Raw genomic sequence first — 15,685 nt, forward strand, 5'->3', positions numbered from 1 at the left:
CCGGATTGGAGTGGGGATGCGAATGGCGCTGGGAGCGTTCGGGTGTTGACTGACTGGGCCGCGTACGCCGGGCTGTTCCTCTCGGCGTTCGGTTCGGCGACCCTGCTGCCGTTGCAGTCGGAAACCGTGCTGGCCGCCTTGCTGCTGCGCGGCGGCCAGTCGGTCGCGTGGCTGCTGGCGTTGGCCATCGTCGGCAATGTACTGGGTTCCTGGGTCAACTGGTGGCTGGGTCGCTACCTCGAGCATTTCCGCGGTCGCCGCTGGTTTCCCGTGGGCGAGGCGCAGTTGCTCAGGGCGCAGCGACACTATCGCCGCTACGGCCGCTGGACCCTGCTGCTCAGTTGGGTGCCGGTCATCGGCGATCCGCTGACGCTGGTGGCCGGCATCATGCGTGAGCCCTGCTGGAGTTTCCTGCTGATCGTCGGCCTGGCCAAGACGCTCCGCTACCTCGTCCTGGCTGCGCTGGTGCTGGGCTGGGCCGGCTGAGCGCTTCGTCGGCGAGCGTAGAACTATTTTTCGCGGGGCAATGTCCATTGCTGCGAGGTGTAACTGCCGCCTCATCGCCCCCGGGGCCTTTAGTTGCCGCTGTGGTCCCGGGGGCTTCTCTTTTCCTGCCTGTTTCCGGCGATGCGAGGTGCGCAATGTCGAGGGTGGTTGCGGGATCGCTGGTCTGCCTGCTGCTCGGTTCGGCGCCGGCCTGGGCTTCCACGGCCGAGGCGTGGCAGGCGCACGACGCCATGGTGCGTGCCGCCTGCCTGAAAGCCAGCGGCTTGCGCCAGGTACGCGCGGTGGGGCAGGTACTGCCCTTCGACGATGAGGTGGGCTATTCGGCGCTGCTCCTGCAGGGCCGCTATCCGCAGCCGCACATGCAGGGCCGCCAGGGCCGCGAGCTGTGTCTGTACCGGCGCGCCACCGGCAAGGCCAGCGTCAGCGAGGCCGACGCCCTGCTCAAGCCTTGAGTTCGGGGTCGTCGTTGTCCGGAAGTTCGCGCTCGCCAGGATCCTTGCCGTCTTCCGAATGGTGCTCGATCACCGCGTTCAGCTCGGCGCCGAACAGCACCACTGCCGCCGACAGGTAGAAGTACAGCAGGAGGATGATGATCGCCCCGATGCTGCCGTACATGGCGTTGTAGTTGGCGAAGTTCTTCACGTAGAAGCCGTAGGCGAGGGACGCGGCGATCCAGGCGATCACCGAGAGCACCGAGCCGGGAGTGATGAAGCGGAAACGCTGCTCGACATCCGGCACCAGGTAGTAGAACAGCGCCACCGCGAGCATCAGCAGGAACACCGCAAGAGGCCAGCGCAGCCAGGTCCAGAGCGTCACCAGGTACTGTTCCAGACCGACCAGGCCGGCGATCCAGGCGATCACCTGCGGCCCGGTGACCATCAGGCCGGCCGCCACCAGCAACAACAGGGCGATGCCGAGGGTGTAGAGGATCGACAGGGAGAAGCGCTTCCATACCGGGCGGCTCTCCTTCACGTCGTAGGCGGCGTTGAGCGCGATCATCATCGAGCGGATGCCCGCCGAGGAGGTCCACAGCGCCACCGCGATACCGATCGACAGCAGGCCGCCTTTCTGCTGCTGCAACTGGTCGATCACCGGGTTGACCTGATCCATCGCCTCGGGCGGCAGCAGCAACGCCGCCTGCTCGCGCAGCCAGGCGAAGAACTCCGGTAGGTGCAGGTAGCCTACGAGGGTGATCAGCACCAGCAGGAACGGAAACAGCGAGAACAGCATCTGATAGGCGAGGGCCGAGGCGTAGGTCGGCATGTCGTCCTCGAGGAACTCATTCACGGTGCGCTTGACCAGGCCGAACAGGCCTATTTCCCGATAAGCCGTACGGAACATTCCATCTCCTTGCTGTGTGCGTGCCGATGACGATCGACCACCGATGGCCGCTTGCCGCCAGGCATTTTCCGTTGGGTGAAATTCGTCGCGTCCTTTCTGGGACGCCACGGCGGGCGAATTGGTTCTTCGCCGGCGTCATCATTCGGTCGCATCCGTTAGCCAGACTGCGCCTGCCCGCCGCGCGGCGGGCCTCCGTCCAACTTCTCAGAAATGGAGCGCACCATGTCTGTCGACCTGAAGAAAATCGCCGCTGCCTTTCCCGAGTTCCAGTTGTCCAGCAAGAGCCGCCACGACGGCGCGCTGTTGTTGCAGTTGCAGGCCGCCGACGGCCGCTACGTGGCTCGCACCATACCCTCGCCGCAGCTCAGCGCGCCGCCGGAGACCGAATGGCTGATCCGCAGCATCCGCCGGGAACTGGCCGTGCCGGGCATGGAAATGGCGATGGCGGCACGCTGAGTTTTTTCGCCGCGGGAACCGATGATGCGATAATTCCGCCTTTCCACACAGCTGACGGGAAGGCAATGAAGCGCGAGAAGGTTCGGGACAGGCAGGCGGCAGGGAAGATCTCGGCGACCCACATCATCGCCAATCCCACCCTGGCCAGGGAATGGATCGTGTTCTTCAAGAAGGACGGCGGGCGCAGCTATTTCCTGGTCGACGAGGGCGACGAGGTGATGTCGTTCCGCCGGCTCGACGACGCGGTCAAGGAGCTGCGCGGGCTGGGCATCAAGTTCGCGGAGATCCATCTGTAGGAGCGGCGTCGCGCGGTCCCCACTGGCCAGCCTTGCGCGCCCGTGCTTCTTCCTCGGCGAACCGGTACTGGCCGCGCGCCTCGGCCGTCTGGCCGCTGTCCGGCGCGTCGCGCCAACTGGCCAGGCCAATGGTCAGCAGGGCCAGCCCGGCATCCAGGGTATGTTCGCAGGTGGGGCAGTCGGCCGGGGTCACCCAGGCCGCACCGAGGATGCGGAAGCGCGCGTCGCGGCCTTGCTCGCGGATGGTCGCCGATTTGCCGAGCAGCATGTCTTCCAGGGCTTCCCGGGCGCGCCGACGCCAGGGCTCGGCGGCCGGTAGCTCGACGGCATTGAGCTGGATGCGTAGCGCCTTGTTCGCCCCGGGCAGGCGGCAGCCCAGGCTGGCGTCGTCGTGTATCGCCACCACCGTGCAGTCGAAGCGGCGCTCCCCGGCGTCGGCGGCGAACGCCAGGGCGGCGCAGAGCGGCAGCAGGGCGAGGGTGCGGAAGATCATGGGCTACTCCGGCGGAGGTCAGCGTCGACGCGAGGATAGGTTGCTGCAGGTCGCCAGGTCCACCGGGCCGACATAGGGATTGCCCCAGCCCATCACGCAACCGACCATGTGGTTGCGCTGGCGCTCCCAGGTCTGTGGCGGGTACTGCTTGTGCCAGGCGTTGTAGAGCTGGCGATCCTGCTTCGACAGGCGCAGGCCGTAGCGGTCGCTCATGTAGAAGTAGGTGCGGGCGATCATCCCGCGGATCTGCGGGCGTGGCATCGCCTTGCGCGCCTTGAAGTCCACCACCATCGGGCAGGCGCCGTATTGCTGGGGTTTCTGCGGCAGCCAGCCGAAGCCGAAGTTGCTGCGGTCGCCATTGACCTCGCCGATGCTCGGCACCAGGTTGTGCAGGTCGGCCTCGGCGCGCTGGTAGGTGCTGTCGTGCCTCGCGCAGTTGCTCCGCCCGCCGTTCTGCCAGCAGCGCCGCTGGTGACCGATCACCCAGGCCGGAACGATGTGTTCCCACTCGATGCGCCGCGCGCGGTTGGCGTTCTTCCTCGGCTTGTAGCCGCAACTGGCGAGGTCGACGCGATTTCCCGAGTAGCGGCAGCCGCAGTAGAACTCCACGGATTGCCGGGCGTAGAGCTTCCAGCCGATTTTCTTCGCTTCGGAGAACGTGCGCGGGGCGTTGGCCTGGCCGGCGCTGGCGAGGAGGAGGGCGAAAAGGCCTACAAACAAACGGGAAAGCATGCGGCAACTTCCAAAAAAATCCGCATGTTACTGATTTTGCAGGAGATGCCAATCGTGGCCAGTCCATGGCCAGGCGAGGGCGGACCTTCCCGTTTGCGCCGCGTCCATGCGATGGTTAGTATGCGTTACGTATATGTTTTGTAGTCGAGGTGTAGTGTGGGCCTGGTGAAGATTTCCGAGCAATTGCACGAAGAGGCGCGCATCGCCTGCAAGGCCATGTCGCGCTCGATCAATGCCCAGGCCGAGCACTGGATGCGCATCGGCATGCTGATCGAAGCCAATCCCGGCCTGACCTATGCGCAGGTGCTACGCCAATTGATGGACGAAGCGCGCGAAAGCGACCGCCGCGAGCAGGGCGCGGCGAGGATCTCGGGATGATCAAGAGCGCGGAGGAAATCCAGCGCATGAGCGTGGCCGGCGCGCTCACCGCGAAAGTCCTCGAAGCCCTCGACGAGGTGGTGCGGCCAGGCATCAGCACGGCAGAGATCGACCGCTTCTGCGAGCGCTACATCGTCGACACCCTCGCGGCGATTCCCGGCAGCAAGGGGCAGTACGGCTATCCGTTCACGGTGAACACCTCGGTCAACGAGGTGGTCTGTCATGGCTGGCCGTCGGCGCAGCAGATCCTCCGCGACGGCGATATCGTCAACGTCGACGTCACGGTGATCAAGGACGGCTATTTCGGCGACAGCAGCAAGATGTACCGGGTCGGCGCCATCGACCGCAAGGCGCAGAAGCTGCTCGACGTCACCCGCGAATGCCTGTACCGGGCGATCCGCGTGGTGCGCCCGGACGCCACCCTCGGCGATATCGGGCATGCCATCCAGAGTCACGCCGAAGCCAACGGTTATTCGGTGGTCCGCGAATACTGCGGGCATGGCATCGGCCGCAAGATGCACGAGGCGCCGCAGGTCCTGCACTTCGGTCGCGCTGGCGCGGGTGCGCGGCTGAAGGCCGGGATGACCTTCACCATCGAACCGATGATCAACCAGGGCGGCCACGCGGTGAAGCTGCACAAGGACGGCTGGACCGTGACCACCCGCGACCGCCGCCTGTCGGCCCAGTACGAGCACACCGTGCTGGTCACCGAGCGGGGTTGCCGGGTCCTGACCCTGCGCGACGAGGAGCGCGAGGCGCTGGCCGACCTGGCTGGCTGATCGACGCCCGGCCTGGTTACACTGCGACGACTTTTCCGAAGGGAGGCTGGCGGGTGTCCGGTAGGCGTTTTGGCGAGTTCGAACTGCGCGCCACCTGGTTGCGCGAGAACAGCGGCTATCTGGCCGAGATCGAGATAACCAGCATCGACGACGGACGCACCGAATGGCTGGTGCTGCCGGGCCAGCCGCCGTGCGAGAGTCCGGCGGCCGCGCTGTCGCTGGCGGAAGCGGCGCTGTGCCGGGTGCGCGGCTTCGATGCGCGGGGCCGGCCGCTGTTTTCCGACTGAGCCTGCTGGCAAATCGCATGATGCATTTCGCACGATCTTGCAGTTTGCACGGGCCGCTTTGCTGGGTGCTTTTGTAAGTTATTGATTTTAAATGGTTTTAATTTTCCATGTGGCTGGCATGAAAGCTGCCACCTTTCCCCGTGTTGCGGCTGCGCTGAAGTTCGCGGTCGGTTTTCATGCAAGAGGGGATAAACGATCATGGAAAAGTCCATCAAGATGCTGTTCGATGCCTTCCAGGCCACCTTTGCCGTATCCACCCAGATGCGTCCGGACGGCGGCGCCCTGCTGACCCTGCGCAACGGCGAAGAGATCGTGACCCGTCGCGTGGTGTCCGCCGCCCAGTTGGCCGACGAGAAGCGCATGTACTGGTTCATCAACGCCGTGCGCCGCGACCTGGCCCTGGAGGCGGGGAGCCTGCCGGTGGATGTGGTCGGCACCCTGCGTCGTCTGCAGGAGCGCGGCCTGCCGAGCTACATGGCGGGCTGAACGGTTCGTCCGGAATCCTGGCGGAGACCTCCGGCAGGGCGGGCGAGAGTGCTAGAGTGAAGCTTCGAGGGGGCTGGGCGAGGATCGACCGGCCCCCGCTCGTGTCGGAAGGGAAGGCCAGGGCTGGCCTGCCCGTTCGGCGCTTCGGCAGGCTGGCGCAGAACGATGCAAGGTCGTTCGGGTCAGCATCAGGGATGAAATGACTGACAGGAGTCGGGATGCTGCGTTACGTCGTGGGTTTTCTCGCGTTCACCGTGCTGGCGGCCTATCTGTTGCTGGGGGTTTCCCAGCACGCCTTCCTGCCGTGACCGGTCGGCATGGCGGCTTCAGCTGCGTTGCGGAAGAGGCTGTGGCGGCCGCGCGGGATGCCGGTTTTCGGCTTGCCGTGCCTTGCGTTGCAGGCGTGCGCGCCGACGCGGCACGCGCAGGAAGGCCCACAGGGTGACGCCGGCGAGGCCCAGCCAGGCGACGATCAGCAATGTGACGAAGGATTCGGGAGTCATGGTTCGTCCTCCTCTTACCCAAGGATAGACCCTGCGGAAAGGGGAATTACTGCAATCGGTCTTCGACCATGGTCTGAAACGCGGTCACTCGGGGCCGGCGCCGACCAGGGCCAGGCAGCCGGTCAGGCTGGTCAGCAGGGGCAGGGCGAGCAGGAAAGCCAGCCAGATGGCCTCCATGCGCAACAGCGTGGCGCCGAGGAACAGCGCGACCAGGAGGATGGTCATGAGCAGGGCGGTCCAGCCGAAGTACATGGCGAAGTTGTCGATGCCCAGGCCGATGCCCCAGCCCAGCAGCAGGGCCCATACCCCGGCCAGCGCCAGGCCGAGGGCCAGCATGCTCGCCAGGGTCCGGGCGGACGGGGCATGCAACGGGTGGTTGCGGAATAGCTCGTAGAAGATCGGCGTATTCATCGGCGTCACCTCCGCAGGGGAACTTCCAGCCTAGTCCCGCGGGCGAGACGGCCCTAGACCTATTTGTCATTACGGGGCGTGACCTCAGGCCGTTAACATCCATCTTTTCCAGGCGATGCCGTGCATCGGGCTGCGGGCCCGATCACCGTTCGTCGCGCTGAGTCGAAAAAGAAACCGAAAGGGTTGCGTGCATGAGTGGCGAACTCGCCTCGTTCGAGGTGGATGGGTATCAACTGGTCTATCAGGACCTGGGCGAGGGCACGCCGGTGCTACTGGTCCACGGTTCGCTGTGCGACTACCGCTACTGGCAATGGCAGTTGCGCAGCCTCGGCGAGCGCCACCGGCTAATCGTGCCGAGCCTGCGTCACTACTACCCCGAGCGCTGGGACGGGCAGGGTGCGGACTTCACCAGCGCCCGCCACGTCGCCGACCTGCTGGCGCTGGTCGAGCGGCTCGGCGAGCCGGTACACCTGCTCGGTCATTCCCGTGGCGGCAACCTGGCGTTGCGCCTGGCGCTGGCCGCTCCGGACGCCCTGCGTTCGCTGAGCCTGGCCGATCCCGGCGGCGACTATGCCGCCGAGGTCTACGCCCACGCCGGCCTGCCTGCGCCCGAGGAGCCATTGGAACGCAACCAGTTCCGGCGCCAGGCGCTCGAATTGATCCGTGGCGGCGAGGCGGAACGGGGACTGGAACTGTTCGTCGATACGGTGAGCGGCGCCGGGGTATGGAAACGCTCGTCGGCGACGTTCCGCCGAATGACCCTGGACAACGCCATGACCCTGGTCGGGCAGGTGGCCGACCAGCCGCCGGCGCTGGCGCTGTCGGAACTGCGCTCGATCGACCTGCCGAGCCTGATCCTCAACGGCGAACGCAGTCCGCAACCGTTCCCGGCCACCGCCGAGGCGCTGGCGGCGGCCCTGCCGCGCGCCAAGCTGCAACGCATCCAAGGTGCGTCCCATGGCCTCAATGCCACCCGTCCGGCGGCTTTCAACCGGTCGGTACTGGAGTTCCTGGCGCGCGTCGATGGCGTTGCGCCGGACGTGGAAACGTCCTGAAGCGAGGCCGGGCGAACTGACCGCTCGTCAGCTCGCCACGGATGCTTTACCATGGGCGCTTCGCGCCGGATCAGCTCCGGCGTTTTTCGTCAGTATCCATTCCCAGTGATCTCCGTCCGCGCGCTTCGGCGCAGGGGTGCCGCAAGGCGCCTGCCACTGTGAGGCAGGCCGGCCCGGCGGGCGACGCTTACTGGCACATCCCAACCCACGTGGCCTTTGGTAGGGGTCACCACTAGGAGAGGAGGCGCCATGCCCATCATTACTCTTCCCGACGGCAGTCAACGTTCCTTCGATCACCCGGTCTCCGTGGCCGAGGTGGCCCAATCCATTGGCGCGGGCCTGGCCAAGGCGACCCTCGCCGGCAAGGTCGACGGCCGCCTGGTCGACGCCTGCGACACCATCGATCGCGACGCGACCCTGCAGATCATCACGCCCAAGGACGAGGAAGGACTGGAGATCATCCGCCACTCCTGTGCCCACCTGGTCGGCCATGCGGTCAAGCAGCTCTATCCGACCGCGAAGATGGTCATCGGCCCGGTGATCGAGGAAGGCTTCTACTACGACATCTTCTTCGAGCGCCCCTTCACCCCCGAGGACATGGCGGCGATCCAGCAGCGCATGCGCGAGCTGATCGACAAGGACTACGACGTGATCAAGAAGATGACCCCGCGCGCCGAGGTCATCGAGCTGTTCAAGTCCCGTGGCGAAGACTACAAGCTGCGCTTGATCGACGACATGCCGGACGAGAAGGCCATGGGCCTGTACTTCCATGAGGAGTATGTGGACATGTGCCGCGGCCCGCACGTGCCGAACACCCGCTTCCTCAAGGCGTTCCAGCTGACCAAGATTTCCGGCGCCTACTGGCGCGGCGACTCGAAGAACGAGCAGTTGCAACGTATCTACGGCACCGCCTGGGCCGACAAGAAGCAACTGGCGGCCTACATCCAGCGCATCGAAGAGGCCGAGAAGCGCGACCATCGCCGCATCGGCAAGCAGCTCGACCTGTTCCACCTGCAGGAAGAGGCGCCGGGCATGGTGTTCTGGCACCCGAACGGCTGGAGCGTCTACCAGGTGCTCGAGCAGTACATGCGCAAGGTCCAGCGCGACCATGGCTATGTCGAAGTGCGTACCCCGCAGGTGGTCGACCGCATCCTCTGGGAGCGTTCGGGCCACTGGTCGAACTACGCCGAGAACATGTTCACCACCTCCTCGGAAAGCCGCGACTACGCGGTCAAGCCGATGAACTGCCCGTGCCACGTGCAGATCTTCAACCAGGGCCTGAAGTCCTACCGCGACCTGCCGCTGCGCCTCGCCGAGTTCGGCGCCTGCCACCGCAACGAGCCGTCCGGCGCGCTGCACGGGATCATGCGCGTACGCGGCTTCACCCAGGACGACGCGCATATCTTCTGCACCGAAGAGCAGGTGAAGAAGGAAGCGGCCGATTTCATCAAGCTGACCCTGCAGGTCTACCGCGACTTCGGTTTCACCGACATCGCCATGAAGCTGTCGACCCGTCCGGCCAAGCGCGTCGGTTCCGACGAGCTGTGGGATCGCGCCGAAGGCGCGCTGGCCGATGCGCTGAACGAATCCGGCCTGGCCTGGGAATACCAGCCAGGCGAGGGCGCGTTCTACGGGCCGAAGATCGAGTTCACCCTGAAGGACTGCCTCGGCCGTAACTGGCAGTGCGGCACCCTGCAGTACGACCCGAACCTGCCGGAGCGCCTGGACGCCAGCTACATCGCCGAGGACAACAACCGCAAGCGCCCGGTGATGCTGCACCGCGCGATCCTCGGGTCCTTCGAGCGCTTCATCGGCATGCTCATCGAGCACTACGCCGGAGCCTTCCCGGCCTGGCTGGCGCCGACCCAGGCAGTGGTGATGAACATCACCGACAAGCAGGCCGATTTCGCCGCCGAGGTGGTGCGGATCCTCGGGGAAAGCGGATTCCGTGCCAAGTCCGACTTGAGAAACGAGAAGATCGGCTTTAAAATCCGCGAGCATACTTTGCTCAAGGTTCCCTATCTCTTGGTTATTGGAGATCGGGAAGTTGAATCGAAGGCCGTCGCGGTGCGTACGCGCGAAGGGGAAGACCTGGGCTCCATGCCCGTCACCCAGTTCGCTGAGCTGTTGGCACAGGCGGTTTCCCGGCGTGGTCGCCAAGACTCGGAGTAATCATTATTAAGCGTGAAATGAGACAGGATAAGCGAGCTCAACCGAAACCCCCGATCAACGAGAACATCTCGGCTCGTGAGGTACGGTTGATTGGAGCTGATGGCCAGCAGGTTGGTGTTGTTTCGATCGATGAGGCGATCCGCCTAGCCGAAGAGGCGAAGCTGGACCTGGTTGAGATTTCGGCCGACGCGGTGCCTCCTGTCTGCCGCATCATGGACTACGGCAAGCACCTGTTCGAGAAGAAGAAGCAGGCTGCGGTCGCCAAGAAGAACCAGAAGCAGGCGCAGGTCAAAGAAATCAAGTTTCGTCCAGGGACGGAAGAAGGGGATTACCAGGTAAAACTACGCAACCTGGTACGTTTCCTTAGTGAAGGGGACAAGGCCAAGGTATCCCTGCGATTCCGCGGCCGTGAGATGGCTCACCAGGAGCTGGGGATGGAGCTGTTGAAGCGGGTCGAAGCCGACCTCGTGGAGTACGGCACCGTCGAGCAGCATCCTAAGCTGGAAGGACGCCAGCTGATGATGGTCATCGCTCCCAAGAAGAAAAAGTAACCACCAGGGCACTGGCAGGCCTTGCGGTTATGCGTAATCACTCAATGCGGAGTATCCGAACATGCCAAAGATGAAGACCAAAAGTGGCGCGGCCAAGCGCTTCAAGAAGACTGCTGGTGGCCTCAAGCACAAGCACGCCTTCAAGAGCCACATCCTGACCAAGATGACCACCAAGCGTAAGCGTCAACTGCGCGGCACCTCGATGCTGAACAAGTCTGACGTTGCGCGCGTAGAACGCTCCCTGCGTCTGCGCTGATTATTAAGGTAGAGGATTAATTCATGGCTCGTGTTAAGCGTGGCGTTATCGCCCGTCGTCGTCACAAGAAAATTCTGAAGCTCGCCAAGGGCTACTACGGTGCACGCTCGCGCGTGTTCCGCGTTGCCAAGCAGGCGGTGATCAAGGCTGGCCAATACGCCTACCGTGACCGTCGTCAGCGCAAGCGTCAGTTCCGCGCACTGTGGATCGCCCGTATCAACGCTGGTGCTCGTCAGAACGGTCTGTCCTACAGCCGCCTGATCGCCGGCCTGAAAAAGGCGGCCATCGAGATCGACCGTAAGGTCCTGGCCGATCTGGCAGTGAACGAAAAAGCGGCGTTTACCGCGATTGTCGAGAAAGCGAAGGCAAGCTTGGCTTAAGCCCTACGACAATCACCGGACTTCGGTCCGGACGTAACGTCACCGATAGGGGAAGAGCCTTACCGCTCTTCCCCTATTTTGTATCTGGAGTCCATACATGGAAAACCTGGATGCGCTGGTCTCTCAAGCATTGGAGGCTGTGCGACACACCGAAGACGTCAATGCCCTGGAGCAGATCCGGGTTCACTACCTCGGCAAGAAAGGCGAACTGACCCAGGTGATGAAGACCCTGGGCGACCTGCCGGCCGAAGAGCGGCCGAAGGTCGGCGCGCTGATCAACGTGGCCAAGGAAAAGGTCCAGGATGCGCTGAACGCGCGTAAGACCGAGCTGGAAGGGGCCGCGCTGGCCGCCCGGCTGGCCGCGGAGCGCATCGATGTCACCCTGCCCGGTCGTGGCCAGCTGAGCGGCGGCCTGCATCCGGTCACCCGCACGCTGGAGCGCATCGAGCAGTGCTTCAGCCGCATCGGCTATGAAGTCGCCGAAGGCCCGGAAGTCGAAGACGACTACCACAACTTCGAAGCGCTCAACATTCCGGGCCACCACCCGGCGCGTGCCATGCACGACACTTTCTATTTCAATGCGAACATGCTGCTGCGTACCCACACCTCACCGGTGCAGGTGCGGACCATGGAGTCCCAGCAGCCGCCGATCCGCATTGTCTGCCCGGGGCGCGTCTACCGCTGCGACTCCGACCTGACCCACTCGCCGATGTTCCACCAGGTGGAAGGCCTGCTGGTGGACGAGGGCGTCAGCTTCGCCGACCTCAAGGGCACCATCGAGGAATTCCTCCGCGCCTTCTTCGAGAAGCAGCTCGAAGTGCGCTTCCGTCCGTCCTTCTTCCCCTTCACCGAGCCCTCGGCCGAAGTGGACATCCAGTGCGTGATCTGCAGCGGCAACGGCTGCCGCGTGTGCAAGCAGACCGGCTGGCTGGAAGTCATGGGTTGCGGCATGGTGCACCCGAACGTGCTGCGCATGTCCAACATCGATCCCGAGAAATTCCAGGGCTTCGCCTTCGGCATGGGCGCCGAGCGCCTGGCCATGCTGCGCTACGGGGTGAACGACCTGCGTCTGTTCTTCGATAACGATCTGCGCTTCCTCGGACAATTCCGCTAGGCCAGAACGCAACCGGATTCCTTAGGAGAACAGGATGAAATTCAGTGAAAAGTGGCTGCGGAGCTGGGCAAATCCGCAGGTTTCCCATGACGAGCTGGTCGCTCGCCTGTCCATGGTCGGCCTCGAGGTCGACGCCGACCTGCCGGTCGCCGGCGCCTTCAGCGGCGTGGTGGTCGGCGAGGTGCTCTCGACCGAACAGCATCCGGACGCCGACAAGCTGCGCGTCTGCCAGGTCAGCAACGGCAGCGAGACCTTCCAGGTCGTCTGCGGCGCGCCCAACGTGCGCGCGGGCCTGAAGATTCCCTTCGCCATGATCGGCGCCGAACTGCCGGGCGACTTCAAGATCAAGAAAGCCAAGCTGCGTGGCGTCGAGTCCTTCGGCATGCTCTGCTCGGCCAAGGAATTGCAGATCAGCGAAGAGAACGCCGGTCTGCTCGAGCTGCCGGCCGACGCGCCGGTCGGCCAGGACGTCCGCACCTACCTGGAGCTGGACGACTACACCATCGAGGTCGGCCTGACCCCGAACCGCGGTGACTGCCTGTCGCTCGCCGGCCTGGCCCGCGAAGTCAGCGCCATCTACGACGTACCGCTGGCGCCGGTGGCGGTGGATGCGGTCGCCGCGCAGCACGACGAGACCCGTCCGGTCGAACTCGACGCGCCGGCCGCCTGCCCGCGCTATCTCGGACGGGTGATCCGCAACGTCGACCTGAGCCGGCCGACCCCGTTGTGGATGGTCGAGCGCCTGCGCCGTTCCGACATTCGCAGTATCGACCCGGTGGTCGACGTCACCAACTACGTGATGATCGAACTGGGCCAGCCGATGCATGCCTTCGACCTTGCCGAGATCAACGGCGGCGTGCGCGTGCGCATGGCCGAGGACGGCGAGAAGCTGGTCCTGCTCGACGGCCAGGAAATCACCCTGCGCGCCGACACCCTGGTGATCGCCGACCACCAGCGCGCCCTGGCCATCGCCGGGGTGATGGGCGGCGAGCACAGCGGCGTCAGCGACAGCACTCGCGACCTGTTCCTCGAAGCCGCGTTCTTCGACACCATCGCCCTGGCCGGCAAGGCCCGCTCCTATGGCCTGCACACCGACTCCTCGCACCGCTTCGAGCGCGGCGTCGACAGCCAGTTGGCGCGCAAGGCCATGGAGCGCGCGACGCGCCTGATCCTCGACATCGTCGGCGGCGAGCCGGGGCCGATCGTCGAGCAGGTCAGCGAAGCGCACCTGCCGAAGGTCGCGCCGATCACCCTGCGCGCCGAGCGTGTGACCCAGATGCTCGGCATGCCGCTGGACGCCGCCGAGATCGTGCGCCTGCTGCAAGCCCTGGAGCTGACGGTGGTAGCCGACGGGGAAGGGCAGTGGTCAGTCGGCGTACCGAGCCATCGCTTCGACATTTCCCTGGAAGTCGACCTGATCGAGGAACTGGCCCGTCTCTACGGCTACAACCGCCTGCCGGTGCGCTACCCGCAGGCGCGCCTGGCGCCGAACAACAAGCCGGAAGCGCGCGCCGCGCTGCCGCTGCTGCGTCGCCTGCTGGTCGCCCGCGGCTACCAGGAAGCGATCACCTTCAGCTTCATCGATCCGGCCCTGTTCGAACTGTTCGATCCGGGCACCCAGCCGCTGACCCTGGCCAACCCGATCTCCGCCGACATGGCGGCGATGCGTTCCAGCCTCTGGCCGGGCCTGGTCAAGGCGCTGCAGCACAACCTCAACCGCCAGCAGTCGCGGGTCCGCCTGTTTGAAAGTGGCCTGCGCTTCGTCGGTCAACTGGAAGGCCTGAAGCAGGAAGCCATGCTCGCCGGCGCCGTCTGCGGCAAGCGCCTGCCGGAAGGCTGGGCCAATGGCCGTGACGGCGTGGACTTCTTCGACGCCAAAGCCGATGTCGAGGCAGTGCTGGCCAGTGCCGGCGCCCTCGGCGACTTCAGCTTCGTGCCCGGCGAGCACCCGGCGCTGCACCCAGGGCAGACCGCGCGCATCGAGCGGGAAGGGCGGCTGGTCGGCTACCTGGGCGCGCTGCATCCGGAACTGGCGAAGAAACTCGACCTCGAGCAGCCGGTGTTCCTCTTCGAGCTGCTGTTGGCCGAAGTGGTCGACGGCCACCTGCCGAAGTTCCGCGAGCTGTCGCGCTTCCCCGAAGTGCGCCGTGACCTGGCGCTGCTGGTGGATCAGGACGTGCCGGCACAAGACATCCTGACACAAATCCGTGCGGCGGCCGGCGAATGGCTGACGGACCTCAGGCTGTTTGATGTGTATCACGGTAAAGGCATTGATCCGCATAGAAAAAGCCTTGCCGTCGGCTTGACCTGGCAGCATCCATCGCGCACTCTTAATGACGATGAAGTCAATAGCACGACGCAGAACATCGTCACGTCGTTGGAAGAAAGGTTCAATGCCACGTTAAGGAAATAGCGTATGGGGGCTCTGACGAAAGCTGAAATTGCGGAACGTCTGTACGAAGAGCTGGGCCTGAACAAACGGGAAGCCAAGGAGTTGGTGGAGCTGTTCTTCGAAGAGATCCGCCAGGCGCTGGAGCATAACGAGCAGGTCAAGTTGTCCGGTTTCGGCAACTTCGACCTGCGCGACAAGCGCCAGCGCCCCGGACGCAACCCGAAGACCGGCGAAGAAATCCCGATCACGGCCCGCCGCGTTGTCACCTTTCGTCCAGGGCAGAAACTGAAGGCCAGGGTTGAGGCATATGCTGGAACCAAGTCATAACGACGAGCTGCCACCGATTCCCGGCAAGCGCTACTTCACCATCGGCGAAGTCAGCGACTTGTGCGCGGTCAAGCCCCACGTGCTGCGCTACTGGGAGCAGGAGTTCCCGCAGCTCAACCCGGTGAAGCGCCGCGGAAATCGCCGCTATTATCAGCGCCAGGACGTGCTGATGATCCGCCAGATCCGCGCGCTCCTCTACGACCAGGGCTTCACCATCGGCGGGGCGCGCCAGCGCCTTTCCGGCGACGAGGCCAAGGACGACGTCACCCAGTACAAGCAGCTCATCCGCCAGATGATCGCCGAGCTGGAGGAAGTCCTGCTGGTCCTGAAGAAGTGACGGAAGCAAAAAAAACTTCCACTTATCAGAAGCTTAGTATATAGTGCGGTTCACTTCGGAAGCACAGCCACTGAGCTTGGAAGTACAGTCGGGGCGTAGCGCAGCCTGGTAGCGCACTTGCATGGGGTGCAAGGGGTCGAGTGTTCGAATCACTCCGTCCCGACCAAAATACTCCAAGAAATCCAAGCACTTACGAGTGCTTGGATTTTTTTATGCCCGCTGTTTTTTATGGCTGATCAAAAATGATCGTTCTGGTTGCCAATTGGTTGCCAATTGAGATTGGCTTGCAAGCGGTGGAGGATTAGTATCGGTTAGGAGGCGCAGTGCTATCAGCTTCATGCGCGCTGCGTGGATGACGGCGCTGGTCAATAGGGCGGGGAGTGCCTATGGAGCTGATTCGCTGCTTGGCGAGAGCCTCAAGGGTCCGCTCAA

Annotated in this window: 22 protein-coding genes and 1 tRNA gene; 18 read left to right on the top strand and 5 right to left on the bottom strand. The window is 64.3% G+C overall.

Features of this window, described 5'->3' with window-relative positions; all coding sequences use genetic code 11:
- Positions 1–42: 42 nt before the first annotated feature.
- Together LT948_RS20030 and LT948_RS20035 are read left to right on the top strand one after the other, a co-directional pair.
- Positions 43–486, top strand: a complete 444-nt coding sequence (locus LT948_RS20030; RefSeq protein WP_019485078.1) for a YqaA family protein — start codon at positions 43–45, stop codon at positions 484–486.
- 155 nt (positions 487–641) lie between these two features.
- The gene (locus LT948_RS20035) at positions 642–959 is read left to right on the top strand and encodes a hypothetical protein (protein ID WP_003108875.1); all 318 of its coding nucleotides are present in this window, start codon (positions 642–644) and stop codon (positions 957–959) included.
- Here LT948_RS20035 and LT948_RS20040 read toward each other — a convergent pair.
- On the bottom strand, positions 949–1,848 hold the full coding sequence (locus LT948_RS20040; protein WP_003090797.1) for a YihY/virulence factor BrkB family protein: 900 nt from the start codon (positions 1,846–1,848) through the stop codon (positions 949–951). The two genes, LT948_RS20035 and LT948_RS20040, sit on opposite strands and share 11 nt — an antisense overlap.
- A gap of 222 nt (positions 1,849–2,070) precedes the next feature.
- On the opposite strand from LT948_RS20040, the gene LT948_RS20045 reads away from it, so the two are divergent.
- The gene (locus LT948_RS20045) at positions 2,071–2,304 is read left to right on the top strand and encodes a DUF3509 domain-containing protein (protein WP_003090796.1); all 234 of its coding nucleotides are present in this window, start codon (positions 2,071–2,073) and stop codon (positions 2,302–2,304) included.
- A gap of 65 nt (positions 2,305–2,369) precedes the next feature.
- Complete coding sequence (locus LT948_RS20050; protein ID WP_073657093.1) at positions 2,370–2,600, top strand: hypothetical protein; 231 nt, start codon at positions 2,370–2,372, stop codon at positions 2,598–2,600.
- Here LT948_RS20050 and LT948_RS20055 read toward each other — a convergent pair.
- Positions 2,575–3,093 (bottom strand): thermonuclease family protein, encoded by a 519-nt coding sequence (locus LT948_RS20055; RefSeq protein WP_023099461.1) that lies wholly within the window; start codon positions 3,091–3,093, stop codon positions 2,575–2,577. The genes LT948_RS20050 and LT948_RS20055 overlap by 26 nt on opposite strands.
- Positions 3,094–3,111: 18 nt before the next feature.
- The gene (locus LT948_RS20060; protein WP_003099106.1) at positions 3,112–3,825 is read right to left on the bottom strand and encodes an endonuclease; all 714 of its coding nucleotides are present in this window, start codon (positions 3,823–3,825) and stop codon (positions 3,112–3,114) included.
- A gap of 156 nt (positions 3,826–3,981) precedes the next feature.
- Here LT948_RS20060 and LT948_RS20065 point away from each other — a divergent pair, with 156 nt between their 5' ends.
- The 4 genes from LT948_RS20065 to LT948_RS20080 all read left to right on the top strand — a co-directional run bounded on the left by LT948_RS20065 (position 3,982) and on the right by LT948_RS20080 (position 5,755).
- Positions 3,982–4,203 (top strand): ParD-like family protein, encoded by a 222-nt coding sequence (locus tag LT948_RS20065; protein ID WP_003114412.1) that lies wholly within the window; start codon positions 3,982–3,984, stop codon positions 4,201–4,203.
- Complete coding sequence (gene map / locus LT948_RS20070; protein WP_003108868.1) at positions 4,200–4,982, top strand: type I methionyl aminopeptidase; 783 nt, start codon at positions 4,200–4,202, stop codon at positions 4,980–4,982. The genes LT948_RS20065 and map overlap by 4 nt, the downstream gene beginning before the upstream one ends.
- Positions 4,983–5,035: 53 nt before the next feature.
- Complete coding sequence (locus tag LT948_RS20075; RefSeq protein ID WP_033937582.1) at positions 5,036–5,269, top strand: hypothetical protein; 234 nt, start codon at positions 5,036–5,038, stop codon at positions 5,267–5,269.
- 198 nt (positions 5,270–5,467) lie between these two features.
- Positions 5,468–5,755, top strand: coding sequence for a DUF3509 domain-containing protein (locus LT948_RS20080; protein WP_003090684.1), 288 nt, complete (start codon positions 5,468–5,470; stop codon positions 5,753–5,755).
- 326 nt (positions 5,756–6,081) lie between these two features.
- Here the strand turns inward: LT948_RS20080 and LT948_RS20085 are convergent, their stop codons facing one another.
- Together LT948_RS20085 and LT948_RS20090 are read right to left on the bottom strand one after the other, a co-directional pair.
- On the bottom strand, positions 6,082–6,258 hold the full coding sequence (locus LT948_RS20085; protein WP_003099098.1) for a hypothetical protein: 177 nt from the start codon (positions 6,256–6,258) through the stop codon (positions 6,082–6,084).
- 84 nt (positions 6,259–6,342) lie between these two features.
- Complete coding sequence (locus LT948_RS20090; RefSeq protein WP_003090681.1) at positions 6,343–6,669, bottom strand: hypothetical protein; 327 nt, start codon at positions 6,667–6,669, stop codon at positions 6,343–6,345.
- A 191-nt stretch (positions 6,670–6,860) separates the two neighbouring features.
- Here LT948_RS20090 and LT948_RS20095 point away from each other — a divergent pair, with 191 nt between their 5' ends.
- The 10 genes from LT948_RS20095 to LT948_RS20140 all read left to right on the top strand — a co-directional run bounded on the left by LT948_RS20095 (position 6,861) and on the right by LT948_RS20140 (position 15,419).
- Complete coding sequence (locus tag LT948_RS20095) at positions 6,861–7,724, top strand: alpha/beta fold hydrolase (RefSeq protein WP_003090679.1); 864 nt, start codon at positions 6,861–6,863, stop codon at positions 7,722–7,724.
- Between the two features lie 249 nt (positions 7,725–7,973).
- The gene (thrS, locus tag LT948_RS20100) at positions 7,974–9,896 is read left to right on the top strand and encodes a threonine--tRNA ligase (protein ID WP_003090677.1); all 1,923 of its coding nucleotides are present in this window, start codon (positions 7,974–7,976) and stop codon (positions 9,894–9,896) included.
- Positions 9,896–10,447 carry a translation initiation factor IF-3 gene (infC, locus tag LT948_RS20105; protein WP_003119938.1) on the top strand — a complete coding sequence of 184 codons (552 nt, stop codon included), beginning with the start codon at positions 9,896–9,898 and terminating at the stop codon, positions 10,445–10,447. Before thrS ends, infC begins: the two co-directional genes overlap by 1 nt.
- Positions 10,448–10,508: 61 nt before the next feature.
- Positions 10,509–10,703, top strand: a complete 195-nt coding sequence (gene rpmI, locus LT948_RS20110) for a 50S ribosomal protein L35 (protein WP_003090673.1) — start codon at positions 10,509–10,511, stop codon at positions 10,701–10,703.
- Between the two features lie 23 nt (positions 10,704–10,726).
- Entirely contained in the window at positions 10,727–11,083 is a 357-nt protein-coding gene (gene rplT / locus LT948_RS20115) for a 50S ribosomal protein L20 (protein WP_003099086.1), read from the top strand.
- A 97-nt stretch (positions 11,084–11,180) separates the two neighbouring features.
- Positions 11,181–12,197 (top strand): phenylalanine--tRNA ligase subunit alpha, encoded by a 1,017-nt coding sequence (gene pheS, locus LT948_RS20120; protein WP_003090666.1) that lies wholly within the window; start codon positions 11,181–11,183, stop codon positions 12,195–12,197.
- Between the two features lie 34 nt (positions 12,198–12,231).
- Positions 12,232–14,610 (top strand): phenylalanine--tRNA ligase subunit beta, encoded by a 2,379-nt coding sequence (pheT, locus tag LT948_RS20125; protein WP_023118044.1) that lies wholly within the window; start codon positions 12,232–12,234, stop codon positions 14,608–14,610.
- 3 nt (positions 14,611–14,613) lie between these two features.
- Positions 14,614–14,916 (top strand): integration host factor subunit alpha, encoded by a 303-nt coding sequence (ihfA, locus tag LT948_RS20130; RefSeq protein WP_003090661.1) that lies wholly within the window; start codon positions 14,614–14,616, stop codon positions 14,914–14,916.
- A complete protein-coding gene (locus LT948_RS20135; protein ID WP_003090655.1) occupies positions 14,897–15,253 on the top strand; it encodes a MerR family transcriptional regulator in 357 nt (118 codons plus the stop codon). Before ihfA ends, LT948_RS20135 begins: the two co-directional genes overlap by 20 nt.
- Before the next feature lie 89 nt (positions 15,254–15,342).
- Positions 15,343–15,419: transfer RNA gene (locus LT948_RS20140), tRNA-Pro, on the top strand.
- Positions 15,420–15,685: the final 266 nt, after the last annotated feature.

This window comes from Pseudomonas sp. CP-1, assembly GCF_021213715.1.
Lineage (GTDB): Bacteria > Pseudomonadota > Gammaproteobacteria > Pseudomonadales > Pseudomonadaceae > Pseudomonas > Pseudomonas aeruginosa.